The sequence below is a fragment of the Arthrobacter sp. Z1-9 genome (assembly GCF_054792695.1).
Map to the genome: position 1 here is coordinate 884,081 of NZ_CP096456.1, position 22,935 is coordinate 907,015.

Below are 22,935 nucleotides of genomic sequence, written 5' to 3' on the forward strand. Positions count from 1 at the left end.
AGTGGGATGAATCACACACTTCCCGCTGCAGCGACGCAACGGTCCTCGCCCCCGGGGGCAACTGCCACCCCACCCAACGACAGCCACGGCCGGTTCTCCAAGGCTTCGGCCCTGGCGGTCCTGGTCTGCTGGCTGCTGGTGGTCTTTGACGGTTACGACCTCATCGTTTATGGGACCGTACAGTCCTCCCTGATTTCCGAAACCGGCTGGGGCCTGACCAAGGCCACTGCCGGAACCATTGGATCGATGGCTTTTGTTGGCATGATGATCGGCGCGATTTTCGCCGGCCGCATGGCCGACTCGTGGGGCCGTCGCCGCACCATCCTCGGCTGTGCCGTCGCCTTCTCCGTTTTCACCGTGCTTTGTGCCTTCGCTCCCAACGCTGCCGTCTTCGGCGCCCTGCGTCTCCTCGCAGGAATTGGGCTAGGCGGGCTGGTGCCCTCCGCTAACGCTCTTGTTGCCGAACTGGTACCCACCAAGTGGCGGTCCACCATCGCCACGCTGATGATGTCCGGTGTTCCGATCGGCGGCTCCATCGCCGCTCTTGTGGGGATCCAGCTGATCCCGGCCTTCGGCTGGCAGTCCATGTTCCTCGTGGCCGTGCTGGCCCTGGTAATAGTGGTGCCGCTCGGACTGAAATACCTGCCGGAAACCCTGGGTTCGAAACAGGACACCCAGAGCAAGCCGGCCGCGGCCGACACCAAAGCCAGCGCAGGGTTCTCCTCGCTCCTCCGCGCCCCCTACCTCGGCATCAGCATGCTGTTCGCCGTCGCGACGATCGCTACCCTGTTCGCCTGGTACGGCCTGGGGACGTGGCTGCCCAACCTGATGCAGTTGGCTGGCTACAACCTCGGTTCCGCGCTGACCTTTGCCCTGGCACTTAACCTCGGCGCGGTGGCCGGTTCGGTCATCACGGCCTGGGCCGGGACCCGCTACGGACCCATACCCACTGCCATCGCCGCGGCCGCCGTCGCCGCCGGTGCCTTGGTGGTCCTCGTGACAGGACCGCCCGTGGCAGTGGTGTACCTGATGCTGGTGCTCGCCGGCGTCGGAACCCACGGAACGCAGTGCCTCATCATCGCTGCCGTTGCCAACCACTACCCCACCCACCTGCGCGGCACCGCGCTGGGCTGGGCCTTGGGCACGGGCCGGATTGGCGCCGTCGCTGCACCTCAGGTCGGCGGCCTCCTGCTCGCAGCCGGGCTGGGCGTCAGTTCCAACTTCCTGGCCTTCGCCGGTGCCGCCGCCATCGCAGCGGTGCTGCTGACCGCCGTCGACCTTCACCTGAAATCCAAAAAAGCACCAACAACCACAGGAGCAAGCAATGTTTGAGCACGCCACGTCCACCGATGTCCTGGTGATCGGAGGGGGCATGGCCGGACTGGCCGGAGCCCTCGCACTGCGCGAGAACGGCGCCAACGTGACCCTCGTTGAAAGGGCCCCCGAATTCGGCGAGGTAGGCGCGGGGCTGCAGATGGCCCCCAACGCCTCCCGGGTGCTGAAGCGCTGGGGCCTGCTGGAAAAGGCCCTGGACATCGGTGTGCAGCCCAAGCACCTGGTGTTCCGCGACGCCGTCACCGGCGAAGAGCTCACCCGCCAGACCCTCGGCGGGGAATTCGCAGAGCGCTACGGCGCGCCCTATGTGGTGATCCACCGCAGCGACCTGCACCGCGTCCTGCTCGAAGGGTGTCAGGCGGCGGGCGTCAAGCTGGTCAACGACGTGATGGTGGAGAGCGTTGAAACCGTCAACGGGCGGGGCGTCGCTCACACGGCCGCCGGAGTCGATTTTGAAGCTGACGTGGTGATCGGCGCTGACGGACTCAAGTCCACCCTCCGTCCCCTCGTCGCCCAGGATGAACCGGTTTCCTCCGCCTACGTGGCGTACCGCGGCACCGTGCCGATCACCGAGAACACCCCGAAGGCTGACCTCGAGGACGTCATTGTGTACCTGGGCCCGGACTGCCACCTGGTGCAGTACCCGCTGCGCAAGGGCGAACTGCTCAACACCGTTGCCGTGTTCAAGTCCCCCTCCTTCGAGCGAGGCGAAGAGCAGTACGGGGGAGTGGACGAGCTCGAGGCTGCCTACCAGGACTGCGTTCCCGCCGTGCAGGAAGCCCTCAAGAACCTCGCTACCGGCATCCGCTGGCCCATGTACGACCGCGACCCGATCGAGAACTGGGTAGCCGGCCGGATGGTGCTGATGGGCGACGCCGCGCACCCGATGCTGCAGTACCTGGCCCAGGGCGCTTGCCAGGCCCTCGAGGATGCCGCCGCGCTGCAGGACGCGACCATCGGCACCGTCTTCACCCCGGACGGGGTTGTCCCCGAAGGCTGGGACGAGGCGATCCGCGAGTTCAACAGTGTTCGCGCCGGCCGCACCGCCCGGGTCCAGCGCACTGCCCGCGTCTGGGGCGAGTCGTGGCACGTCTCGGGCCTGGCCCGGACGCTGCGGAACCTGCTGTTCAAGAGCCGGAAGGACAACAACTTCCAGTACAGCGACTGGCTCTACGGGCAGGGCGGCGACGGCGTCCCCGCCGTTACGCCGAAGGGCAGGGTTGACGAGAACGTGCCGGCGTAGCCAGCCCCACCCCAACTGCAGCGGGCGACGGCGGGACCTCCCGTCGTCGCCCGCTGCCGTAGGCCGGGAAGTGGTTTTAGGATCGCTGCAACTACTCCGGACAACAAAATGACCACTGGGCTGGCTTAGTCTCCCGCGTTCTCACGCGATGTGATGTCGAAGCTCGGGGACTGCAGCTCAGTGAAGTTTCCGACGCTGGCGCGCACGGTGCACTGTGGCGTGATCTGGAGGGCTGTTACTGTCAGCCCGGAACTGTCCACCGCCAGGGCCCCGCCGCAGCCGTCGGAGAAGCGCACGCCCTTCTCGCCGCCGGTAACTGCGGTGAGCATCTGCGAGGGCTTCCCCGACGCGGGACTGACGTAGAGCGGGTTTAACTCGTCTGCGCCGCCGGCCCACACGGGCACCAGGGTAATCTTCAGCGGGCTCGGTGTCACGACGCGCGCCGGTGTGCGCACCTCCAGGCCCTTGAGGCGCTGGACGGGATATGCGGTGCCCTTAACGGCCGGGTCCTGCGTCGCAACCGTTGTCGCCTGGGATCCCGCCCGCAGCCACGCGTCGAAGGCCTGTTGGTCGGCGGGTTCCACCGGCACCTTGGCGGTCACCTGCACGGACCCTCCTGCCGGCACCTCCAACCCTGAGAGCTTCCAGCCGCACTCGGCATCAAGACCGGTGATCGAGGCCTGGTTTCGGGTCACCGAGGCCTCTTCCCAAATAGCCGCCGGGCACGCGTCCCCCTCCGCAATGCCCGGGATAACCTCCAGGAATTCACCTGACAAGGGCGCCTTCTGCGCTGCGTAGGAGACGGTCAGGCGCGTGTGGCCCGAGGACGGCTCGTACAAGGCAGTGCGTGAGATCGTCAGGCCGGTGGGAAGGGCCGGGTCCTGCAGTTGCGTGGACAGCCGGGCACCGCCGCCACCTGCCGAGGCCCGCTGGCCGCTTGGGGCGAGGACAACGAACCCCACAACCATGGCGACGAGGAGAAGGACCGCGGTACCGGCGAGAAGCAGCGCTTTACGCGTACGCCAGAACGGGGTTTCATCTTTCTCCTCGGGAAGGGCTTTCCCCTGGGTGCGCACCTGCCGGCGAGGGAGCGGGCGCACAATGGTGGCGCTGCCCGCCTCCCCGAGGGCGGGGACCTCCCCGCCGTCGTCGGCCGATGGGGTGGACGCCAAGGCTGTCAGTTCCGAATCAGTGAAGGCCCCCCGGACTACGGTTGCGGGGCGTTCGACGTCGTCGAAGTCCTCCGGAGCCTCCCCCCGCGGAATCGGGGCGCTGCCGGTAAGGCGCGGCACCAGGCGCCGAAGCGTCGCGGCAGCTTCTGCGGCGGTGGGCCGCTGCATCGGGTCTTTGGACAGCAGGACGTCGAAGATATCCCATACCTCGTCCTCTACGGGAATCCGTGGCGGACGGGAGGAAACATGGCGGTAGGCAACAGTGAAGTCAGTCCCCGGTCCGGCAAAAGGAGTGCGCCCGGCGAGGAGTTCGTAGAGCAGGACCCCCGTGGAGTACACATCGCCGGCAGGGCCGGACCGGCCCTGGCTGATGAGCTCGGGAGGCATGTATTGCGGGGTTCCGATGAGGCCGGTCGTCTGGCGGATCCTCTCGCCCACCACGTCGGAAATGCCAAAGTCGGAGACCCGGACGTCGCCTGGGCCGCAGTCCGGCCAGGGTTGGGCGAGGAGCACATTGTCCGGCTTGATGTCGCGGTGCGTCACGCCCCGCGCATGAGCGAAGGCCAGCGCATCGAGCACTTCGGCGGCGAGGCTGAGCGCATCCGCGGGACGCAGCGGGCCCGCCTCCTGCACCACGTCACGCAGCGAGCCGCCAGCAACGTAGTCCATAACAATGGCCAGCCGTGCGCCTTCCACCACCATGTCACGCACTGTGACGATGTGGGAGTCCTGCAACCCAAGCAGCACGGATCGTTCGCGGACAAACCGCTCCACGAGGGATGGATCGTCGGCGTGCTCCGGGCGCAGAACCTTGGCGGCAAATGTCTCGCCTTCGGCCGAGGTGATGGTCCATACCTCGCCGACGGCGCCTGACCCCACCCGCTCGCCGAAGCGGTAGGACGCTCCAAGCGCCTGGCCCGTCTGTGCGAATTGCATACTGTTCTCTCCACGCAGTTGATCTGGGTTACTCAAGGCCGCCGCCCGCCCGGCCAGTTACATCACGAGCCTGCGCCCGGGGATCAGCTCTCGGCACTGACTGCCTGGATCAGTGACATTTGCCCGCCCACACCGATGTAGCCGCGGCCGGTGGTCATCGCCACCGGTGCCTTTCGCGGGAGGACGGCGCCCAGCAGTTCGCCGTCGTAATTTATGTCCGGTTGAAGCAGCACGCCCAGGCGGGATTTGCGGATCGTCTTGGTCCAGTGACTGTACAGCCCGCGCAGGTCCGCGGCACGCCCCGCGGCGATGACGCACAGCCCCGGCTGCCCGGATGCCACCACCCCCGCGATCGATTGATCGGCATCCTCGAAGCGCTCGGCGTCGTCGATCAGCAGGAACACGGTACCGCGCTCCAGCCGCAGGGAGGCCAGCAGGGCAGGTACGTCGTCAGCGCCCACTGCCACCCGGTCGAGATCCGCGAGGGCCAGGGGCGAGCGGCGGTCGCAGATACCCCACACCTTGGCTGGTCCGTGTGCAGTGGTCGCGCCGCGCACGGCTGCGGCCAGGGCAAGCAACAACGTTGATTTCCCCGAACGGGCCGGCCCGGCGACCAGGGCGTGCTCGCCCTCGTAGATTTCCAGGAACGCCGGCGAGAGGTCCGCCTCCTGTATACCAACGGGGATAAGCCAGGGCTCCGACTCAAGCCGCGGTTCCACGCCCAAGTCCAGCATCGTGACGTCGGAAGGCAAGCGCCTGATCGCAGCGGTCTTCGCGGGTGCTTGCGCCCAGCTCTGCCGCACCCGGTCCACCGCGGCCTGCAACCCGATACCGGGTGTAGCCACGTGCATCTGGAGCGATGTGCGCGGGTCCACGCAGCGGCCAGGAAGCTCAGCGGGAATCGCCCTGCCCCGGACGCCGAGCGAGGAATAGTCGTAGTTGTCGGCCAGCCGGAAAAGCCACCGCTGCAGCGTCACTTCATTCATGGCTGAAGGCACAGCCTTGGCGCGCGTGGTGGACACGGCGAAGGACAGCCCGAGTGCCGGGCCGTCAGCGTAGGCCCGGTACAGCAAAGCCAGAAGCTGCTGTCCCTCAAAGTCCTGGAATTCATCCCGCAGCGAGGCCAGCCCATCCAACAGCACCACGGTGTGGCGGTGCCCCCCGGGCTTCGCGCGGCGGCTCTCCAGCTCGGTGTGCAGGTGCCGCAGGAAGCGGGCCTGCTGCTCCTTGGCACCGGCACCGGTTCCCACGTACGCCACGGTGTGGGGCAGCCGTTCCAGTGGCTCAAGCTCACGGGAACCCAGGTCGAGGATCATCAGGTCCAGTTCGGCCGGATCGGCGTCCTTCGCCAGGGCAAGCGCGATCGAGGCCAGCGTGGTGCTCGTGCCGGAGCCTGCAACGCCCATAAGCATCAGGTTCCCCGCGGCCATGTCCCATCCCGCGGCGGACTGTCGTTGCAGGTCGGGCTCGTCCACGAGGGTCACCAGGACGGAGGAGCCCCGGATGCCGCCCACGGCCGGTAGGGGCAGTGGCGCCGTATCGGCAGCAGCATCGGACTGGACATCGGGGGAGCCACTTTCCGGGGCAGGGAGGAAACCCTCCAACTCCACCCGCCTGCCGAGGGCCTCCGGCCAGACCTGCCGCGGAGCAGCGTACCCTTCCTCGGCATTGGCGGCCACGACCGCGTCGATGAGGAGGTCCAGGTCATTGTCATCCACGGCGTCAGGCCGCGGCGCAGCGGCAACGGGCACGGGAACGCCGAACTGGACGATCTCCCGCACTTCCACGGCGGCACCGCCGCCCAGCTGCGCCTGTCCGGTCACGAGGGCCGTCTGCACGGGCGTGATGTCGTCCTGGCCCAGCTTCACAAAGGCCCGGCCCATCTGGGCCCGGCCAATTGCCGAGGCTGCGGGCACACCGATGACATTGTTGGAGTCCTCGCGGCTCTGCACGCGCAGCGCCACCCGAAGGTTCGTGTTCGCCAGGATGTCCTCGCTGACGACGCCCGCCGGGCGCTGCGTCGCCAGGATCATGTGCACGCCCAGGGTCCGGCCCACTGCGCCCACGCTGACCAACGCCTTGAGTACATCGGGGAAGTCCTTGGCCAGCATGGCGAACTCGTCGATCACGAGCAGCAACCGGGGCATGGGCTCGGCCGGGTTCGTGGCCAGGTAGGCGTTCAGGTTATCGATGCCCTCGCCAGCGGCTGCGAAGATCCGCTGGCGGCGCTCCATCTCTGCCTCCAGGGCGCGGAGGGCGCGGTCGGCCAGCTGCTCGTCCAGGTTGGAAATGGTGCCTATGGTGTGCGGGAGGCGTTCGCACGCCTTGAACGCCGCCCCGCCTTTGAAGTCGACGAGAATAAAGTTCAGGCGGGTCGGATCGTTCCGCGCCGCGAGGCCGGCAACGAGCGAGCGAAGGAACTCGGACTTGCCGGAACCCGTGGTCCCGCCAACCAGGCCGTGCGGGCCGTCTTTGACCAAGTCCAGGGTCAGTGGCCCGTTTTCTCCTGTGCCTATGGGGGTGGAGACTCCCGTGGGGGCCTGCCACAGGCGCCGGATTGTGGTGGAGTCCGGGCGTTCGTAGCCGAGGAGTCCGGGCAGCCGCACCAGGGAGGGCAGCGAGGCTCCCGGCACGTTCAGCTCCGGATCGTCGAAGTGTGCAAGGCGCATTGCACAGCGCAGGGCCTCATCCTGGTCAAGGCCCGCCAGGATGACGTCTTCCACCCGGGTCAGGTCCGCTGGCTGGTCCACCGTGGCCGCTGCGTCCGCCCCCACCTTGATGATCGTTGTGCAGGAAGCCGGCAGTTGCTCCTCCGAGGCGGCAATGACAATGCCGGCCACCCGGACCGGGCGCTGTTGGGGGTTTACGTGGACCCCCGGCACGGAGCGGCCCATGCCGAGCAGTGCGCGCGCCGGGGCGTCCCTGCCCTCCGTGAGCACCTCGGAGTCCAGGACTACCAGGAGCGCCGGAGTGGGGAGATCCTGCACGGTGTCCTTCAACGTGCGCAGCATGGCGAAGCTCGTCTCGCGGTGCGCAGACATCCAGCGCTGGCCTGTGCTGCTGCCGGCCTGGCGCGTGTGCGGCAGCCACGACGCCCACTCCCACTCGTCGGCACGTCCGCCGTCGCAGAAAACGCCGACGGTCAGGTCCGCCGGGCCAACGTGCACTGCGGCCTGGGCAAGGAGCGACCGCGCGAGCGCCAGGGCTCCCTCCCGCGGGCCAACCATGCCCACCACTCCAGCATCGGTGAGGTCCACGAGTACGGGCGCGGCCTGCAGGCGTGCGGCCGCGAGGGAGTCCTTCACCCTTTCATCCAGCCGCGAGCCTGCCGTCCGGTCCACGTCCGGCGTCCAGGGAACGTCCCCCGTGCCGGCATGCAGGGCCAGGAAGTCGTCCGAGTCTGCGCGGCGCTGCCACATGGACGTGGCAGGGATGGCCGGACGGCGCACAGTCGTTGCGGGGTCGGGAATCATCCCGTGGCGCCGGGCGGTTTCCGCCTTGGCGGCTACTCGGACCTGCTGTTCGAATTCCTTAAGGGCCCCGGAGAAGCGTTCATCCTCTTCCTTGAGGCCCCGGGCGTGACGGCGCTTCTGTTCGAACCACATGCCCACTGCCATGACCGGGCTGAGCATGGCGAACATTGCAAAGCGCATATCCCCGAGGATCAGCACCATCGCCACGGCCATGACGAGGGGCGCCAGCACGGTAATGTAACTGAACTTATTGGCTGGGGGCACGTCCTTGGTGCTTGGCGGGACCAGGGGGTCGCCTGCCAGTGCCCGGCCGGGACGGGGCGGCCTGTTGAAGGGCGCAGTTGCCGCCGGTGTGAGATTGTGCAGGGTGCCTGGGGCCGGTGCAGGCTGCTCATCCAGTGACGGGCGCAGGAGGAGCACCGTGCCGCCCGCGCTGATCGTGGCCGTTTCGGTGACCACAATGCCGTCCTCCGCGACCATTTCGCCGTTGACGAGGGTGCCGTTCGTAGATCCGCCATCCAGCACCCGCACCCCGCCTTCCTCCCGGCGCAGGCGGCAATGGTCCCAGGACGCACTTTCTGTGGGCAGGCTGAGATCGGCGTGGGGTGACCGGCCGATGAGCATCTCCCGCCCCCGCGGGACCTCAACGACGGTGCCGGCACGATGGCCGCCGGCAAGCGTCACGTTCCAGTCCTGTACGCGGTGCGGTGTTTGCCACGGCGCCCGCGAGATGCGGCTGCCTTCCAAAAGGATCAGCTCCGAGACCGGGGTTGAACCCCGCACCTCGGCCTCGTTCACGAACACCACCTCCTCGGACCCCAGACGGGGCCCGCCGGCGGCCTCCACCAAGTCCGTCAGCGTGGTGGCCGGCGCAGCCCGCGCCACCTCGCATTCAAAGCGGCTCCCGTCCAGGTCGATCAGCACACGCACCGAGGCGCTCCTTTATGGTGGAATGGCCCGGCCCTTTCGGGACGGGCCGGGGACGGATTGTCAGGGCCCGGCCAGCGGTGCCGGCACCCAAACGAGCCGCGGAGCGTTCTCGTCCGCCGGGCGGAGGCCCAGATCCTGGGGTGAAGCATGGACCGGTACTGCTTCGGCTGTGAGCGCTGCAGAGCGGGAAAAGTCCAGGGCGGGCCCTGCGATTCCCTCGCCCGGGCCAAACGACATGGTGCCCAGCGCAGCCCCGACCTTGACGGGATCACCGGTTCCGGCCAACGCCGCCGCCCTCACAAGAGCCACGACGGCGTCGTGGCTGCTTGTGTCTGCTGCCCAGGCGTCAGCCGAGAAGGGAGCGTCGCCCGTCAGGTTATTGACCCCTGAATTGCTGGATGCCAGGCGGACTGCGGACAGGAAAGCGGACATCCCGCGCCCTTGGGCGTCCTGCTGGAGCGCAGCGGCATCGCCTCCACCGGCGGAGTAGCTGACCAGTTGGCCGGAAGCGGTGCCGTCGACTTCGGCCAGGGTGGAGGTAAAAGCAGGGGCGGCTGCCCCGTCCGGCAGGACCAGGGGAACAGACACACCGCGCGCCTGCAGGGCCTGGACCAGGCGGGCGAGCCGCTGCGGGGTGGCGGCCGAGACGATCACGGCGTCCGCCGCTTCGGCGACACTTGTGGACTCCGCGCCTGCGGGAGCATCTTCGGCAGGCGGGCGCAGCTGGTCGCCGGTCCGGATGGCCGCTTCCTGGGCCAGGCCCATCACGTCTTCGAACTCTTCCCGGTTGAGCGTCTGGGAGACCTGCACCGCCGCGGGGGCTTGGCCGCCGTCGCTGACGAGCAGCACCCTGTTCTTGCCCTCCAGCGTGGTTCGAACGGCGGCGTCGATGGATGCGCGCGAGGGCACGGTGGTCCAGGTGGTTTGTGTCAGCTCCGCCGGTTCCGCGTAGGGCAGGATCGCCGGGAGGCCGAGCTCCCCGGCGGTCTTGGCTGCAGCCCGGGCCTGCGGTCCCGTGCTCGCCACGATGACACCGGACGCTCCCTGCTCCGCCAGCGCTTGGACGGCGGCGCGCGCACCCTCCTCAGAACCACGGTCGTTCTGGGCCGCGAGGGCGACGGTCACGCCGCCCTGGGCAAAACGCTGTGCGGCAACGACAGCGCCCTGCGCCGCGCGGTTGTACTCGGAACCAGGTTCACCGGACTGGCCAAACGTCAGGACGACGCCGATTGAGAAGTCTTTCGGCATGCCCTCTGCGTTCAAGGCCACAGGAACTGTGGCGGCTACGGGGTCGGGCTGCGGGCTCTCCGTGGGGCGAACGAGCGTTATCACCAGGGCGACCGCAGCCACAACGACGATAGCGGCCCCTGCGACGATCAGGACAAAGGACCTGCTGCGGAAGTTCATGCGCCGCCGCCGATCTTCAAGGTGTACAGGGTCTGCGACGTCGCCCCGGCCGGTACTTGGAGGTGGAACGGCGGCAATTCTGCGGCCGCGGCAAGTGAAGCCTTGAACTGTGCCTGGCGCAGCAGCAGTCCGGCCACATCACGGGAGCGGATGTTGGCATACCCTTCAGCGTTCTGGGAGGCCAGGGCCAATTGGTAGTCAGCAGTGCCGGCCTTGGCAGCGCTTGTGGCCATGGAGCCGAGCAGCCCGGACCCGTTCACCGAGCGGTCGCCCAGGTCGAGCATCACCTTGCCGAGGCTTGAGGACAGGAGGGCGTTGGCGCCCTCGACGTCACGGGTTGAACCGGAAGTGCTCGAAGCGATGTTCGCGAGTGAAGACTGTGTGCTCTTGGCCAGGGACGCGGCCAGTTCGTCGCTCTGCCCGAGCAGTTCGTCACGCTGCTTGTCCACCGTCCCCGCGGCGTCGTTCACCACTTCGTCCGAAGTGGATTTCAAACCGGAGATGGATCGGTTGAAGGCCGTGATCACGGCGCCGGAGCCCGCTTCGCCGATTTCGGCGACCTGGCGCACCTGCTGGTCCACGGACTTTAGAACCTCGGCAGCGGTCTCAGTCGAGACGTCGCCCAGGGACTGTTTGATCTTCCCGCCCAACTCGTCCTGCTGCTCCTTCAGCTGTGCGAGCGTCATGCCTACGCGGCCGGAGGACTCAATCGCACCGCCGAGCGCTGTGTACAGGGCTTCAAGACCGCGTTTGGTGCTGCTGACATCGCCCGTTGCGGCGCCGTCGAGCTCTTTCGTGGCTTTGCTGACCGCTGCCAGCTTGGCGTCGACGTCGTCGATCGTCGTCCCCAGGTTGGTGAACGCCTGGCCGATCGATTCATCGGGGGCGGTGGTGTCCGTGGCCGCCAAGACCGCGTCCCAGGCGACCGCCTGGGCCTCCAGCCGGGCCTCCAGGGGGTCCTTGAAGCCCAACGGCGGGTTCAGCCCCTGCGCCGGGTTTCCGCTTTCATCCGTGGGCTCGCACGGAGCGGTCGTCAAGTAGGAACGGAGCTGCTCGGCCTGCTTGGCGGACAGTCGGCCTTCGCGGGGAACGGCGCCGTCGGCGATCTTGCACAGCTCATCAGCAAGCCTCTGGGTTTGCTGCGTCATGGAGCCGTTGAGCAGCGAGCTGCCACCCAGCTCGCCCCGGGCGTTCTTCGCAACCTTCTCGATGTCGAGCAGCTTCTGCCGGAGGCCGTCGATGCTGCTGCGGGCCAAAGCGGCCGCGTCCCGGGTAGTGGCGATGGAAGCCCGGGCGGACTGGATTTTTTCTTCCACGTTTGCGAGGGCGGTCTTGTAATCCTCCGTGGTCCCGGCGCCGTCGAGGACCGCGCCGAAATCTGCGCGCAGTTTCTCCAGCGCGCCCGCTGCAGCTTCCTGATCGCTGATTGCACCGTCAACCACATGCGGCTGAAGACCGGCAACAATATCGTCGCCCTTCTTCACCAGGCCCAGCAGCGCCCCGGTGATCGTGACCGCGGAGCCGTAGAGGGAACAGGTCATGGAACCTTGCTCCGCGCACTCCTCGGCGGTGGGGTTCTCAGGGCCCATTGTGGCTGTGATGGCACCCGCCACCGTGTCCCTGCAGCCTGCGCTGACCTTCGCATAGGCATCAAGCTGTGAAGCCATGGTCAGCACGCTGGAGTAGACGGTGGCAGACGTTGCGGACTTGGGAACCTCGGCGGCGCAGCCTTCGCCGTTGATCGGGACTGCAGGGGGCACAGCCGAGGTGTCGCCGAGCATCGAGTCGACGGCGGAGACGGTCTGTTTGAGCTGGGACGCAGTGATGGACTGTGTTGTCGTCGTTGCGGACTCCAGATCGGCCCCAAGCGTCCTCAGCTGTTCCTTCAGGCCGGACATGGTCGCGGCGAGCGCCTGGGAGTTGTCGCGCAGTTCCCCTGCGGTCTTGACGCCCAGGGTCTGGGAAGTCTCCTGCAGGTTCTGACGGACCTCCGTGATGGTGGATCCAGCCTTGGTCAGCACGGTATTGACGTCGGAGACCAGCGAGATGGTGCGGCGTTGCAGCTCCATTTCGGAGCCTGCGCCGGAAGAGAACGCACTGGCGATGACGCCATTGGCGCTGAGGTCGGTGTTGAGGCCGGGCTGGACCGCTACGTCGAAGTTGGGTACCTGGAAGTCCTCCACGTCGGCGACGAGGCGAAGAGTGGTGCTGGCACCTGAACGCGGCGGAGCCAGCACTGTGGCCCATTGAACGACTGTGGCGCCGTCTTCCGAGTTACTCAGGACGCCGTTCGTACCCGATGCGCCGTCCGCGGCGCCGGGGGTAACGTCGTCTGCCCGTACGCCGGCGAGTTTGGTTGATGCGGCGATGGCCAGGGGTGCGCCGACGAGGGCGGTGTCAGCGCGGGTTTGGCCGGCGGCGTCGTACTCGATGACCCGGGGCCCGACTGTGAGGTTTTCAAGGGTCAGTCTGATTTCGACCGGCCCAGTGTGGCCTTCAAGCTCGGCGAGGTCGGCGCCCGACTTCTCCCCGGCCCGGTACTGCAGGCTCACCCGCACGGGCAGTTCCCCGACAACCTGGGCCGCGTCGTACTTTGTTTCCTCGGCAGAGGATTCTCCGGCCGCGGATACCGAGATGGTGGTGCCTTCGACAGTCTCGACTCCGGCGGCGGGGGACAGGCCCACGCGCACGCTTTGGAGGAGCTTGACGGGGTTGGATACCGGCTCCGGCTTGGGAGTAGGGGTGCACGACGTCGTCGCTATCAGCCCTAGGGCTACAAGGAAGCCGCCCAGCGCCCGACCCGGGACGACAAGGCGCCCCCTGGCGTGCTGGTAGGTATAAGTCCGTTTGGGCATGGTCGGTCCCCTTTTCCGTTCGCTGTGCCTTGAGCATGATACGGGGTTGGACTGACGATTGGACTAATCCACGGCCTTGAAGGTCAGGCACATAACCCGCTTATCATCTGTTCGCCATCTTTGTTTATCCTTTTGTTGGATTTATTGCGATCTGTTGGTAGCGTCAGCACCGTCTGACCGCCGCGGTAATGTGATCGGCGGTAATGAGTTGGTCTCTTGGGGAGGAATTTCTGATGTCTCGCGTTTTGTCTACAGAGCAAGCAAAGGCTGCGATCGGCCAGGTGCAGTCAATTATCAACGGTGGTTTCACGGATCAGATCTCTGCTCTGGATGCCCAGGGCCGGGTCCTGTCGGATCCGAATGTTTGGGATGGTCCTTTGGCTGCCCAGTTCCGTGGTTCAACGTGGCCGGAGACGAAGGCTGCTTTGGATAAGGCCAAGGAAGAGTTGGAGCAGCTGCGGGGCCAGTTGCAGAAGATCTCGCAGGACATTTTCTCCGCCGGCGGCGGCGCCTAGCCTGTTTTTGCTGGCGTAAGGGCCGGGTGACCGCGCCGCTAGGGGGAGCGGCGGGTTGCCTGGCCGTTGCCTTGTTTTGATCTTTCCTCCGGTTCTGGGTTCTCCCGGTCCGGTTTTTTGGTTTGCCTGCGCGTTTTTTGGTCTTTTCCCGGGTTGGTCCTGTTTCTGGTGGTTTTTCCCGTACGGGCGCCTGTCCTGCGGGTTGGTGGTTGTTCTTGTATCGGTTCTTGTTCATGGGGGGCTTTGGTTGTGACCGAGTTCGTTGAGATGCCGCTGTTGCCGCATTCCGATGCTTCTGACGGTGGGCGGTTCGATTACGGCGTGGCCGGGCAGGTGCGGTCGGCGTTTGAGTTGGCGGCGTCGCGCCTCGAGGAGCATGCGGGCTCGCGGGCGTCGTATGTTTCCGCGGCGAAGGAGGACTTTCGGGGCCACTTTTCGGACGTCTTCGAGGTTAACGCTGCCACGGCCAGGAATGACGCGGGTGCATTGGCGTCCGGGCTGCGGACGGTCGCCGGCTACGTGGGTCGAATGATCGATGCTGCCCGTGAAGAGGACGCGCGGCGGGAGCGGAACAATGAGTGGGTCCGGGAGCATAATGACCGGAATTTTTTCGAGCAGGCTGGCGACTGGCTTTTCGGCGAAGATTCACGACCAAACGCGGAGCCGGGAAAGGCTCCGGTGTTTGCCCCTGCAGATGCGGACACGGGCTCTCGGGAGAACCCGCCGCCGGGCGGTGGGTACGGGGGCGGGACCTCCTCGGCGCGGCCGGCGAACCTGCGGTCGTTCGCGGCGAACTCCCGTGGTCTGGATGATGGGTTGGCCTCGGCCCCGGGGACCCTGGAGGGGCAGTTGTCCTCGTTTGAGTCCAGTTGCTATTGGGGATCGATTGAGGCATCGGGGGTGCTCCGCGCGTACCGGGATTACCTGAGGGCCAACGAGAACGACGCTGTCTGGGCCGTCACGGTTGCTGACGCTTTTGCCGCTGCCGGGGGCGAGGGGAACGTTTCAACGCTGTCGAACGCGGCCGTGAACGAGGCGCTGGTCGCAGCCGGGGTGAGCGCGAACCGGTCCGGGCTGGTCATTGACCCGCCAACGGCGGCGGGCGCGATGCCCACCAGCGGTTACGCCAATGACCCGGTGAACACAGCCACCGGCAACTTCATCGAGCCGGAAACGGATCTGGGCTTCGCCGGGGCTGCCGCGAACCTGGTGCTGTCGCGGATGTATAACTCGTTGGGCTCGGGACTGGAGCAGGACGGGGTCTTCGGTCCTGGCTGGGCCTCGGTGCTGGATCAGCACCTGGCGATCTCGGATGAGGGCTGCCGGTGGGTGCTGGCTGATGGCCGGGCCGTGGACTTCCCCCGGAACGGCGCCGGCTGGGCCCGCGGTGTGGGGGAGAACTACTGGCTCACCCGCGAACCCGCCACAGCAGGCGTTTTCACGGAGCTGAGCTCCCTGCCCGCGGGCACAGTCGAGCTGCTCGTGGTCCGGGACAACCAAGGCGCTTGGTGGGCGTTCAGCCTCGCCGGAGTATGGCTGGGTGCCGGTTCCGGTCCGGGCCGGACCGTGTCGGTCCTCCGGGAAGAACCGGCCGACGGCGGCACCGCCGGGCTGGTGAGCAGGCTTGAACACGTGCGGGGCCGCTTCCTCGAGGTTGACTACGCATCGGGACATGCCGCCGTCGTGCGGGCCTCCGACGGCCGCCGCGTTGAATACGGCTACGACGCCGCGGGCCGTTTGATCAGCGTGCGCACTGAGGTCGGCTCCCGGACATACCGGTGGAACGAGGCCGGGCTGATCGATGCCGTGTACTCCGCTGCCGGTGTCCTGGAAGCGGAAAACACTTACGACGAGCTGGGCCGGGTCATCCTGCAGGTGACCCAGCACGGGCGCCGGGTCCGGTTCGCGTATCTCCCGGGCCGCGTCACGGTTGTCTCCGACGAGGACGGCACCCGCTCCAACTCCTGGGTAGCCGACCCCAAGGGCCGCCTCGTGGGCGTCCTGGACAGTCATGACCAGCGCCAGTCGATGTCATACGACGCGCACGGCAACCTGGTGTCCTTCACCGAACGCGACGGGGCGGTCACGGTGCACGCTTACGATGGCCGTGGCCGGAAGATCCGGACCGTCACCCCGGAAGGTGCAGACCTCACCTACGGCTGGGACGGGCAGGACCGCATCACCACCTTGGTGACCGGGGCCGGTGAGGTGGTTGCCTACGAGTATGCCAACGACGTCTCACGGGACCCCTCGGCAATTCGGGATCCGCTTGGCGGGCGCACCGAACTGCAATGGCGGGACGGGCTGCTGAACCGCGTGGTGGACCCGACAGGGGTGACCGTCGAGTTCGCATACGACGGATTTGGGGACCTGGTCGCCACCCGGAACGCCGCAGGCGATACGGCAAGGATCGTCCGGGACGACGCGGGACGCCCTGTCGCGGAGATCAGCCCGTCGGGGGCCGAGGCCCGCTTCACCTATGACGCCGCCGGGCTGCTGGTGCGCCGTGAGGACCCGGACGGGGCCGTGTGGTCCTTCGAGCACGGTTCCGGGGGCCGTACCACGGCATGCATCGCCCCGGACGGTGGCCGGACCGAGATGGAATACGCCGCCAACGGTGAACTTGTCCGAACAGTCGACCCTCTTGGCCGAACTATTGAACGGGTCTTCGACGAACTCGGCAACGTTACCGCCGCGTTGTTGCCGGACGGCGCCCGCTGGGGTTTCACCCACGACACGCTCTCCCGGCTCATCGGGGTCACGGACCCTGCCGGGAATGACTGGGCCCGGAAGTACGACAAGGTGGGTGCACTGACCGCCGTCATCGATCCGACCGGGGCACGCACGGACGCTGCCACCGACCGGAAGGCGGGGACGGCCACTCTGACGGAGGTTTTCGGGTCTGCCACCATTCGCTTTGACGAGTTCGGGCGCCCCACGAAGGTGGAAGCCGCGGACGGGTCCGCGGAGCTGGTCACCTATGACGCGGCCGGCAACCCGGTTGAACTTATCGACGGTGAAGGCGGATTGACCGTTCTGGGCCGGGACGTGGCCGGAAAGATCACCACGATCACCTCACCCGGCGGCGCCGTCATGCGGTACGAGTATGACGGCTGCGGACGGCCCTGGCGCACCACGGACCCGTTCGGCGCCGTCACGGAGCTGGGCTACGACGCCGACCAGCGGATTGTGACCCGGACACTGCCCACCGGGGACGTTGAGTCCTTCGAGTACGACGCCGTTGGCCGGTTGCTTGCCCGCCGCGCTCCGGGGCAGGGACTCTCAAGGTACGGCTATGACCGGTGCGGGCGGCTGACCTTCTCCCAGGACACCTGGTACGGGACCCGCCGCTTCAGATACAACATCGCCGGCGAACTCGTTGAGACGGTCAATGGCTTGGGTGGGCGGACCCGGTTCGACTACGACGTCCGCGGCAGGCTGGTCAGGATCACCGACCCCAACGGCGGTGTAACCACCCGGACCTACACGGCAACGGACCTGGTGGACTCGGTCACGGACCCGCTGGGGCGGGTCGCGACGGCCACGTACGACCCGGCCGGACGGCTGCTCTCGCAAACCGATCCGGACGGGCACACCACCACCTGGACGTACGACCGGGCCGGCCGCGAAGCCACCACCACGGTGGACGGGAAGCTGATCACGTCGATTGATCGCGACCTGCTCCGCCGCCGGGTTGTGATTACCGATTACACCGGCCCTGACGGGTTGGCCATTGACCATGAGCTCGGCTTTGACCGGTGCGGGCGGTTGACCTCCCGGACCCGTGGTGCGCAGGGCCTGTCCTGGGAGTATGACGCGGATGGGAACCGCACCAGCTTCACCGACGCGCAGGGGATTGTTACCACGTACTCCCGTGACGCCGCCGGGCAGATCACCGCCGTGACCAACCCCCTCCTGGGGGACGCGGTATTCACCCACGACGCCGCCGGCCGGATCACCTCCGCCACTGCCGGGGACCTCGTCCAGGAGTGGGCGTACCGTAACGGCGCCCTCGCTGAGCACGCCCGGGTTGACGGGGCCGGTTCCGGTGCGGCCGACGTGACGCTGATCGGCCGCGATGACGACGGCAGGATCACCGGCCTCACCCGGTCCGGTGCGGTCACCCGGTACGGGTACGACGGTGCGGGGCAAATGACTTCGGCCAGGACCACGGGATCCGGCAAACCTGGGACCCCGGCTGTGGTGTTGGGGTGGGAGTACGACGCCGGCGGGCGGCTTCTATGTGAGGCGCTCCCGGGCGGGTCCCGGGTTTACGGTTACGATGCCGCGGGCCAACTCCTGTCCGTCACGGAACCCGACGGGTCCCGGACGGAGTATGTCCATGATGGTTTGGGCCGCCGCACACGGTTGATTGGACCGGACGGGTCCTGGATCGAATATGCGTGGGGTCCCACCGGACTTCTAAGCGGTTCTGTGGTGCGGGACCGTGACGGGGCTGAGGTGTCCCGGCACTCGCTGTGGGTTGACGCGTTAGGTGAGCTTGCCGCCGTCGACCGTTTGGAGCTGTGGTGGGATACCGCCAACCCCGTCCCCACCCTGGCTGGTATCGGTGGCGGGCAGGTCCTTTCGCTGCCGGGCGGTGTTACAGGTGTTGGGGAGGCCTGGACTGCGCCGGGTTGGCGGGCTGCGCGTCCCACGGATCAGGCTGATCCGTGGGCTGTTGTTGGTACCTCGACTGTCATGGAGCCCACACCCGAGAAAGCTGCGGGTGCCGCGGCTGGCCTGGCCTCCGTGCTGCCTGCGGGGATTAGGCTCACAGGCAATGGCGGCGTCGATATCGCCGGGCTGGAATGGCTCGGCGCTCGGGCGTACGACTCCGCCAGCCGTGGTTTCCTTTCGACCGACCCTTTGGTTCCTGTCCTTGGTGCTGGTTGGGACGGGAACCCGTACGCGTATGCCGGCAACAACCCCCTGAACACGACGGACCCCACAGGCCTCCGCCCCCTGACGGATGACGAGCTGAAGGCTTACGACAAATCGGCGGGGAGTCACTGGGAGTACGTTGTTGCGGGACTGGCCGTAGCGGGCGGCATTGCGGCGTTGTTCGTTCCAGGGCTCAATATCATCGCTGCAGGTGCTATTGCCGGTGCATTGGCCTCCGGTGGTCTATCAACGTTTTCACAAAAGGCCGCGAACGGTACCGTGAACTGGGGGCAAGTAGGGGTCGAAGCCGTAGCTGGTGGCGCTGCTGGCGCCTTAGGAGGGGCGGGAATCGCAGCTGCCCGAACCACAATGGCAGCTTCGTCGAGTTTATCGAGGCTAGGTGGATATGTAGCCATCAATGCAGGAGTTAATGGAGCCTCAGGCGCAGTGGGTGGTGGCGTTGTGTATGCTGCTAAAAATGGAGGCATCCAGAGCTGGCGAGGGCTCGCTGGTGCCATGGCTGGGGGTGGTGTGGGCGGGGCTGTTGGCGGTTTAGCCGGTCCAACGGGAGGCACTCTTGCGAGAGCAGGGGGTTACGCGGCGAACTCCCCCGCAGTCAGCACCATTGTCCGGCTACCAGCAATAGTCAGGATGACGGCTCTAGGAAGTAGCGGAGGCGTAGCTGGCACGGCTTTGGACAAGCTTGTCTCCGGGGAACAGCTGAAGTATGACGATGTGCTCTGGTCAGCTGCTACGGGTGGTGGCTTGACTCATCTCCCCGGCGGTCCTTCTGGTTCGAGTACTCTGGCGCAGGCGGCCTGGACCAACCCAAGCACACTTAATGGGCTTCGCAGTGGGGTGAATGGAGTAGCGCTCAGACGCTCGGCAGCTATTGGCGCTTCGTTCGGGGGCGGACTTGATTATTTAAGATTTCTCGTTACGGGTGACTGAGGTTTCAACAGATATGCAGGATTCTTTTTCGTTTTTTCATTTCTTCCGCGCTGCTTGGTCCATTTGGGCTATCGCACTGGTTTTTGCGGTAGGTATATTTTTTTCCACTTTCTCATTAACTGGTGGCTCCAATGGCGTGGAGATCGGGATGCTACTTGCGGCCGGCGTTCTTGGTGGAGGTCTGATTCGGGGTTTCCTCCGCGAAAGTTGGGTGACGATCGTTCTGGTGCTCGTTGTCGTAGCGGGAGGCTTTCTTCTTTCTCAATCACCCGGGCCTTGGTCTAAGCTCTGGCCGGTGTTGGTTCCAGCGAGCGCAATAGGTGTCATGGTTGGTAATGTCATTCGCTCCGCACTATCGGAGGGCAGTCGCAAAGTATTGCGTGATGTCTGGGTGGTCAACGGGGTCGAGGAACCACAAACAATGAGTGCCAAAGCGACATCGCTGGCTGCTCTGTCATCTTGGGACAGTGCGGAGTCAGGACGGTTCTTCGTGGAGCGCAATGCTGGGCTGTTCGAGGCCATGGGAAGCCCCGCGACGGGTTTCATTGTGCATTGTGCAGCAAATTCCCAAGACGATAGCGAGTGGCGGATGCTCGGTTCGGTTGAAAGCAACGAAGAAACCGTGATTCGGATACCTTCGGGACCTGCGTATGCTCCTAGCGGTGCCGTGGTTGATCTGAAAACTGCAAGTAGGGCCTTAAGCGGCTTTTTTCATCACCGTGGCCCCGACCCGGAGCTTTCTTGGACTTCAGGAGATGCAGCGCTTGATCTGAAGTTCGGATAGACCTAACCATTGTCCCTTGGTAGGCCGGAATGCGCCGTGGGTTATGGCGCGAACAATTCTGGTTGAAAGGCGCATTTTTCCCGGCTGGTAGGTGTCGGGATAGCGACATCTTCTCTCGATGGGCTTATTGCGGCGGAGGCAAACTCTGTCCGGGAGATCTTCGTTTTGTCAGTTTCACTAATGGTTTCGTAAAGGAGATGAAGATAGATGGATATGAAGATTGACGATGCTGCAGGCGGAGGCGTTGCGGAGGTTTCAGGCCCGGGCGGGCTGGGTGGGCCTCTTTATGGTGCGTCGTTTGGTACGTCGGTGAAGCGGTTCTTTGCGAGGTATGCGAAGTTCGCGGGTCGCGCTTCGCGGAGTGAGTTCTGGTGGAGTCAGCTTTTTGTTTTTCTGATCATGTTGGTCCCGTACCTCGTGACGACGGTCGGGCTCGTGGCCAGTATTCTCTGGGCCCAGCAAAACCCTAATGTGCAGTCCATGGGTTTCGATCCGGCCACCAGGCAGGAAGTGTTCTATGAGGCCCCTTCTGGGGTTGTGAACGCGCCGACCGGCAGTCTGATGGTGGTTGGTTTCATTCTCGTCGTTGTTCTGGGGCTGGCACTGTTGGTGCCTCAGCTGTCGTTGACGTGGCGGCGTTTGCATGATGCAAATCTGGCAGGTCCGCTTGCGCTCCTTGGGCTTGTTCCCTTTGTTGGCGGTCTGATTGTTTTCTTCCTGGCGTTGATGCCGTCCAAGGCGGAAGGTCGGCGCTTCGATCCTCGCTGACGGGCGGCGGCACATGCGGAAGGTTGCGAGCGTCGATACTTGACCCGCGCAGCACTGCCGCAGGCAGTGCTCGCGGTGCTCAGCCACGGAGAAAGTCACGGCTACGCGATCGCCGAGGTCCTTCGGCGGCACGGCTTCACGCGGATCAAAGGCGGGACGCTGTACCCGCTCCTGAAGAGACTCGAAGACCAAAGCCTCGTGGAGCACACCTGGCAGCACGACGAGTCCGGCCCGGGCCGTAAGCAGTTCACACTCACTGACCAAGGCCGCCAGGAATTGGAGCGCTCAGCGACAGCATGGCGCCGAATGAGCCAGACCCTCTCCGACATCCAGACGACCCGACAGGAACAACCATGAGCTACGAGCGAAGCCTGACTTTCAACCTCAGGGTGCGCGGGCTGTCTGAAGTCGAAATAGCCGAAGCCCTCGATGAGGTCGGGGCCCACGAGGCGGCTACAGGGGCGCCGCCGCAAGAGGAATTCGGTACAGCCGAGGAGTATGCGAAGCAGTTCCCCAAGCAGAAGAGGCGGACGCGGGGAAAAACCATCACGACAGTCAGCACAGCCCTCGCCGGGCTTATGTTCTGCTGGCGGTCATCCTGATGCTCGTCTTCAGAGTGGACATCCGCGACTTCGTCGGGCCGGTCACGCTCCAGCCGGCCGCAGGACTTGTCCTGCTTGGTCTGCTGGCTGGATTCCTGACTAGTTACTTCCAGCCGGTGCAGCGCTCCAGCGCTGCGTGCTCAGCAGTCCGCTAGGTTTGGGGTTGGGGCTTGATAAATGGCTGAACTGGGCCCTCTCCAGCAGCCTCAGGGTGAGTGTCTGATGATCTGACTAGGGGATGGAATGACGAAGTCGACGGCTCGGGGAAGACTGCCAAGAGACCGACGCTAAAGTGGTAATGGAGCTTGCTCGGATTCGGACTTCTGGGATATGGCGCTTTCGTTCTGTTGCTTCCGGTGTGGGACTCGATTGGTGTTGAGAGCATTCGCTGCGAGATAACGGCGGCGAAACCGGATACGAGTTCTGGCGGTTCCCGGGGTTCGGCATCGACTGCGGGCGTTCCGGTTGCGAAGTCAACCTGCGGGAGTATCTACGTCTCTCCGGGAGTGACTTTCGATAATCAAGACCAGGTTGCCGCGTCCTTCAGAGCCGGGACTGAATACGAGTTCGACATAGGTTGGTTCTCGCGAGTCGTGACCAAAGAGATCAGACATGGGATTCCATCGGTACAGGGCTATCGGTTAATCAGCCGATGACCACTGAGACTTGAGTGCGCTGCAACGTGACCTTCTCGGGGCAAGGCAAAGCAAAAGGTCCTGCTTCCCGTTGTTTACAAGGGAAGCAGGACCTCTTCAGCTGGCGGTGACGGTGGGATTTGAACCCACGTTGGCTTTTACACCAAACAACATTTCGAGTGTTGCACCTTCGGCCGCTCGGACACGTCACCAACCTCAATAGGGTACCGGAGTGAGGGGCCCATCCCCAAAACGGGACCAACGCAAAGGGCCTCGGCCCATCTTCATGTTCCTCCTTTTCTTTCTGCCGCGATTGAGGATGAGGAAGCATGGCCGGAGCCGCCGAACACTGCGCGGGTTGATCGGCTGTGTTTAGACACGAGGGGCTTAAAAAAATTTGAAGAATTTTTTTGGGGGCACCCGCTTCGATGCCCGGAATGTCAGA

At 65.5% G+C, this 22,935-nt stretch carries 13 protein-coding genes and 1 tRNA gene; 9 read left to right on the plus strand and 5 right to left on the minus strand.

Going from position 1 to position 22,935, the window contains the following annotated elements:
* Window positions 1–6 precede the first annotated feature (6 nt).
* Complete coding sequence (locus M1D93_RS04190) at window positions 7–1,332, plus strand: MFS transporter (RefSeq protein WP_461173921.1); 1,326 nt, start codon at window positions 7–9, stop codon at window positions 1,330–1,332.
* On the plus strand, window positions 1,325–2,578 hold the full coding sequence (locus M1D93_RS04195) for an FAD-dependent oxidoreductase (RefSeq protein ID WP_461173922.1): 1,254 nt from the start codon (window positions 1,325–1,327) through the stop codon (window positions 2,576–2,578). Before M1D93_RS04190 ends, M1D93_RS04195 begins: the two co-directional genes overlap by 8 nt.
* Before the next feature lie 125 nt (window positions 2,579–2,703).
* Here the strand turns inward: M1D93_RS04195 and M1D93_RS04200 are convergent, their stop codons facing one another.
* The 4 genes from M1D93_RS04200 to M1D93_RS04215 form a co-directional block, all read right to left on the minus strand.
* Window positions 2,704–4,686 carry a serine/threonine-protein kinase gene (locus tag M1D93_RS04200; RefSeq protein WP_461173923.1) on the minus strand — a complete coding sequence of 661 codons (1,983 nt, stop codon included), beginning with the start codon at window positions 4,684–4,686 and terminating at the stop codon, window positions 2,704–2,706.
* 83 nt (window positions 4,687–4,769) lie between these two features.
* Entirely contained in the window at window positions 4,770–9,089 is a 4,320-nt protein-coding gene (locus tag M1D93_RS04205; RefSeq protein WP_461173924.1) for an FtsK/SpoIIIE domain-containing protein, read from the minus strand.
* A gap of 60 nt (window positions 9,090–9,149) precedes the next feature.
* Window positions 9,150–10,496 carry a type 1 periplasmic-binding domain-containing protein gene (locus M1D93_RS04210; RefSeq protein ID WP_461173925.1) on the minus strand — a complete coding sequence of 449 codons (1,347 nt, stop codon included), beginning with the start codon at window positions 10,494–10,496 and terminating at the stop codon, window positions 9,150–9,152.
* Window positions 10,493–13,351, minus strand: coding sequence for a hypothetical protein (locus M1D93_RS04215; protein WP_461173926.1), 2,859 nt, complete (start codon window positions 13,349–13,351; stop codon window positions 10,493–10,495). Before M1D93_RS04215 ends, M1D93_RS04210 begins: the two co-directional genes overlap by 4 nt.
* Window positions 13,352–13,554: 203 nt before the next feature.
* On the opposite strand from M1D93_RS04215, the gene M1D93_RS04220 reads away from it, so the two are divergent.
* The 7 genes from M1D93_RS04220 to M1D93_RS04250 all read left to right on the plus strand — a co-directional run bounded on the left by M1D93_RS04220 (window position 13,555) and on the right by M1D93_RS04250 (window position 22,010).
* The gene (locus tag M1D93_RS04220) at window positions 13,555–13,866 is read left to right on the plus strand and encodes a pyrophosphorylase (protein ID WP_461173927.1); all 312 of its coding nucleotides are present in this window, start codon (window positions 13,555–13,557) and stop codon (window positions 13,864–13,866) included.
* Between the two features lie 249 nt (window positions 13,867–14,115).
* Window positions 14,116–19,701: a DUF6531 domain-containing protein gene (locus M1D93_RS04225; protein WP_461173928.1), complete on the plus strand. Its 5,586-nt coding sequence runs from the start codon at window positions 14,116–14,118 to the stop codon at window positions 19,699–19,701.
* Window positions 19,694–20,485, plus strand: a complete 792-nt coding sequence (locus M1D93_RS04230; protein WP_461173929.1) for a hypothetical protein — start codon at window positions 19,694–19,696, stop codon at window positions 20,483–20,485. The genes M1D93_RS04225 and M1D93_RS04230 overlap by 8 nt, the downstream gene beginning before the upstream one ends.
* Window positions 20,486–20,692: 207 nt before the next feature.
* The gene (locus M1D93_RS04235; RefSeq protein WP_461173930.1) at window positions 20,693–21,253 is read left to right on the plus strand and encodes a DUF805 domain-containing protein; all 561 of its coding nucleotides are present in this window, start codon (window positions 20,693–20,695) and stop codon (window positions 21,251–21,253) included.
* 39 nt (window positions 21,254–21,292) lie between these two features.
* Window positions 21,293–21,610, plus strand: coding sequence for a PadR family transcriptional regulator (locus M1D93_RS04240; protein WP_461173931.1), 318 nt, complete (start codon window positions 21,293–21,295; stop codon window positions 21,608–21,610).
* Window positions 21,607–21,855, plus strand: coding sequence for a hypothetical protein (locus tag M1D93_RS04245; RefSeq protein ID WP_461173932.1), 249 nt, complete (start codon window positions 21,607–21,609; stop codon window positions 21,853–21,855). Before M1D93_RS04240 ends, M1D93_RS04245 begins: the two co-directional genes overlap by 4 nt.
* On the plus strand, window positions 21,855–22,010 hold the full coding sequence (locus M1D93_RS04250; protein ID WP_461173933.1) for a hypothetical protein: 156 nt from the start codon (window positions 21,855–21,857) through the stop codon (window positions 22,008–22,010). Before M1D93_RS04245 ends, M1D93_RS04250 begins: the two co-directional genes overlap by 1 nt.
* Before the next feature lie 602 nt (window positions 22,011–22,612).
* Here M1D93_RS04250 and M1D93_RS04255 read toward each other — a convergent pair.
* Window positions 22,613–22,702, minus strand: a tRNA-Ser gene (locus M1D93_RS04255).
* Window positions 22,703–22,935 lie beyond the last annotated feature (233 nt).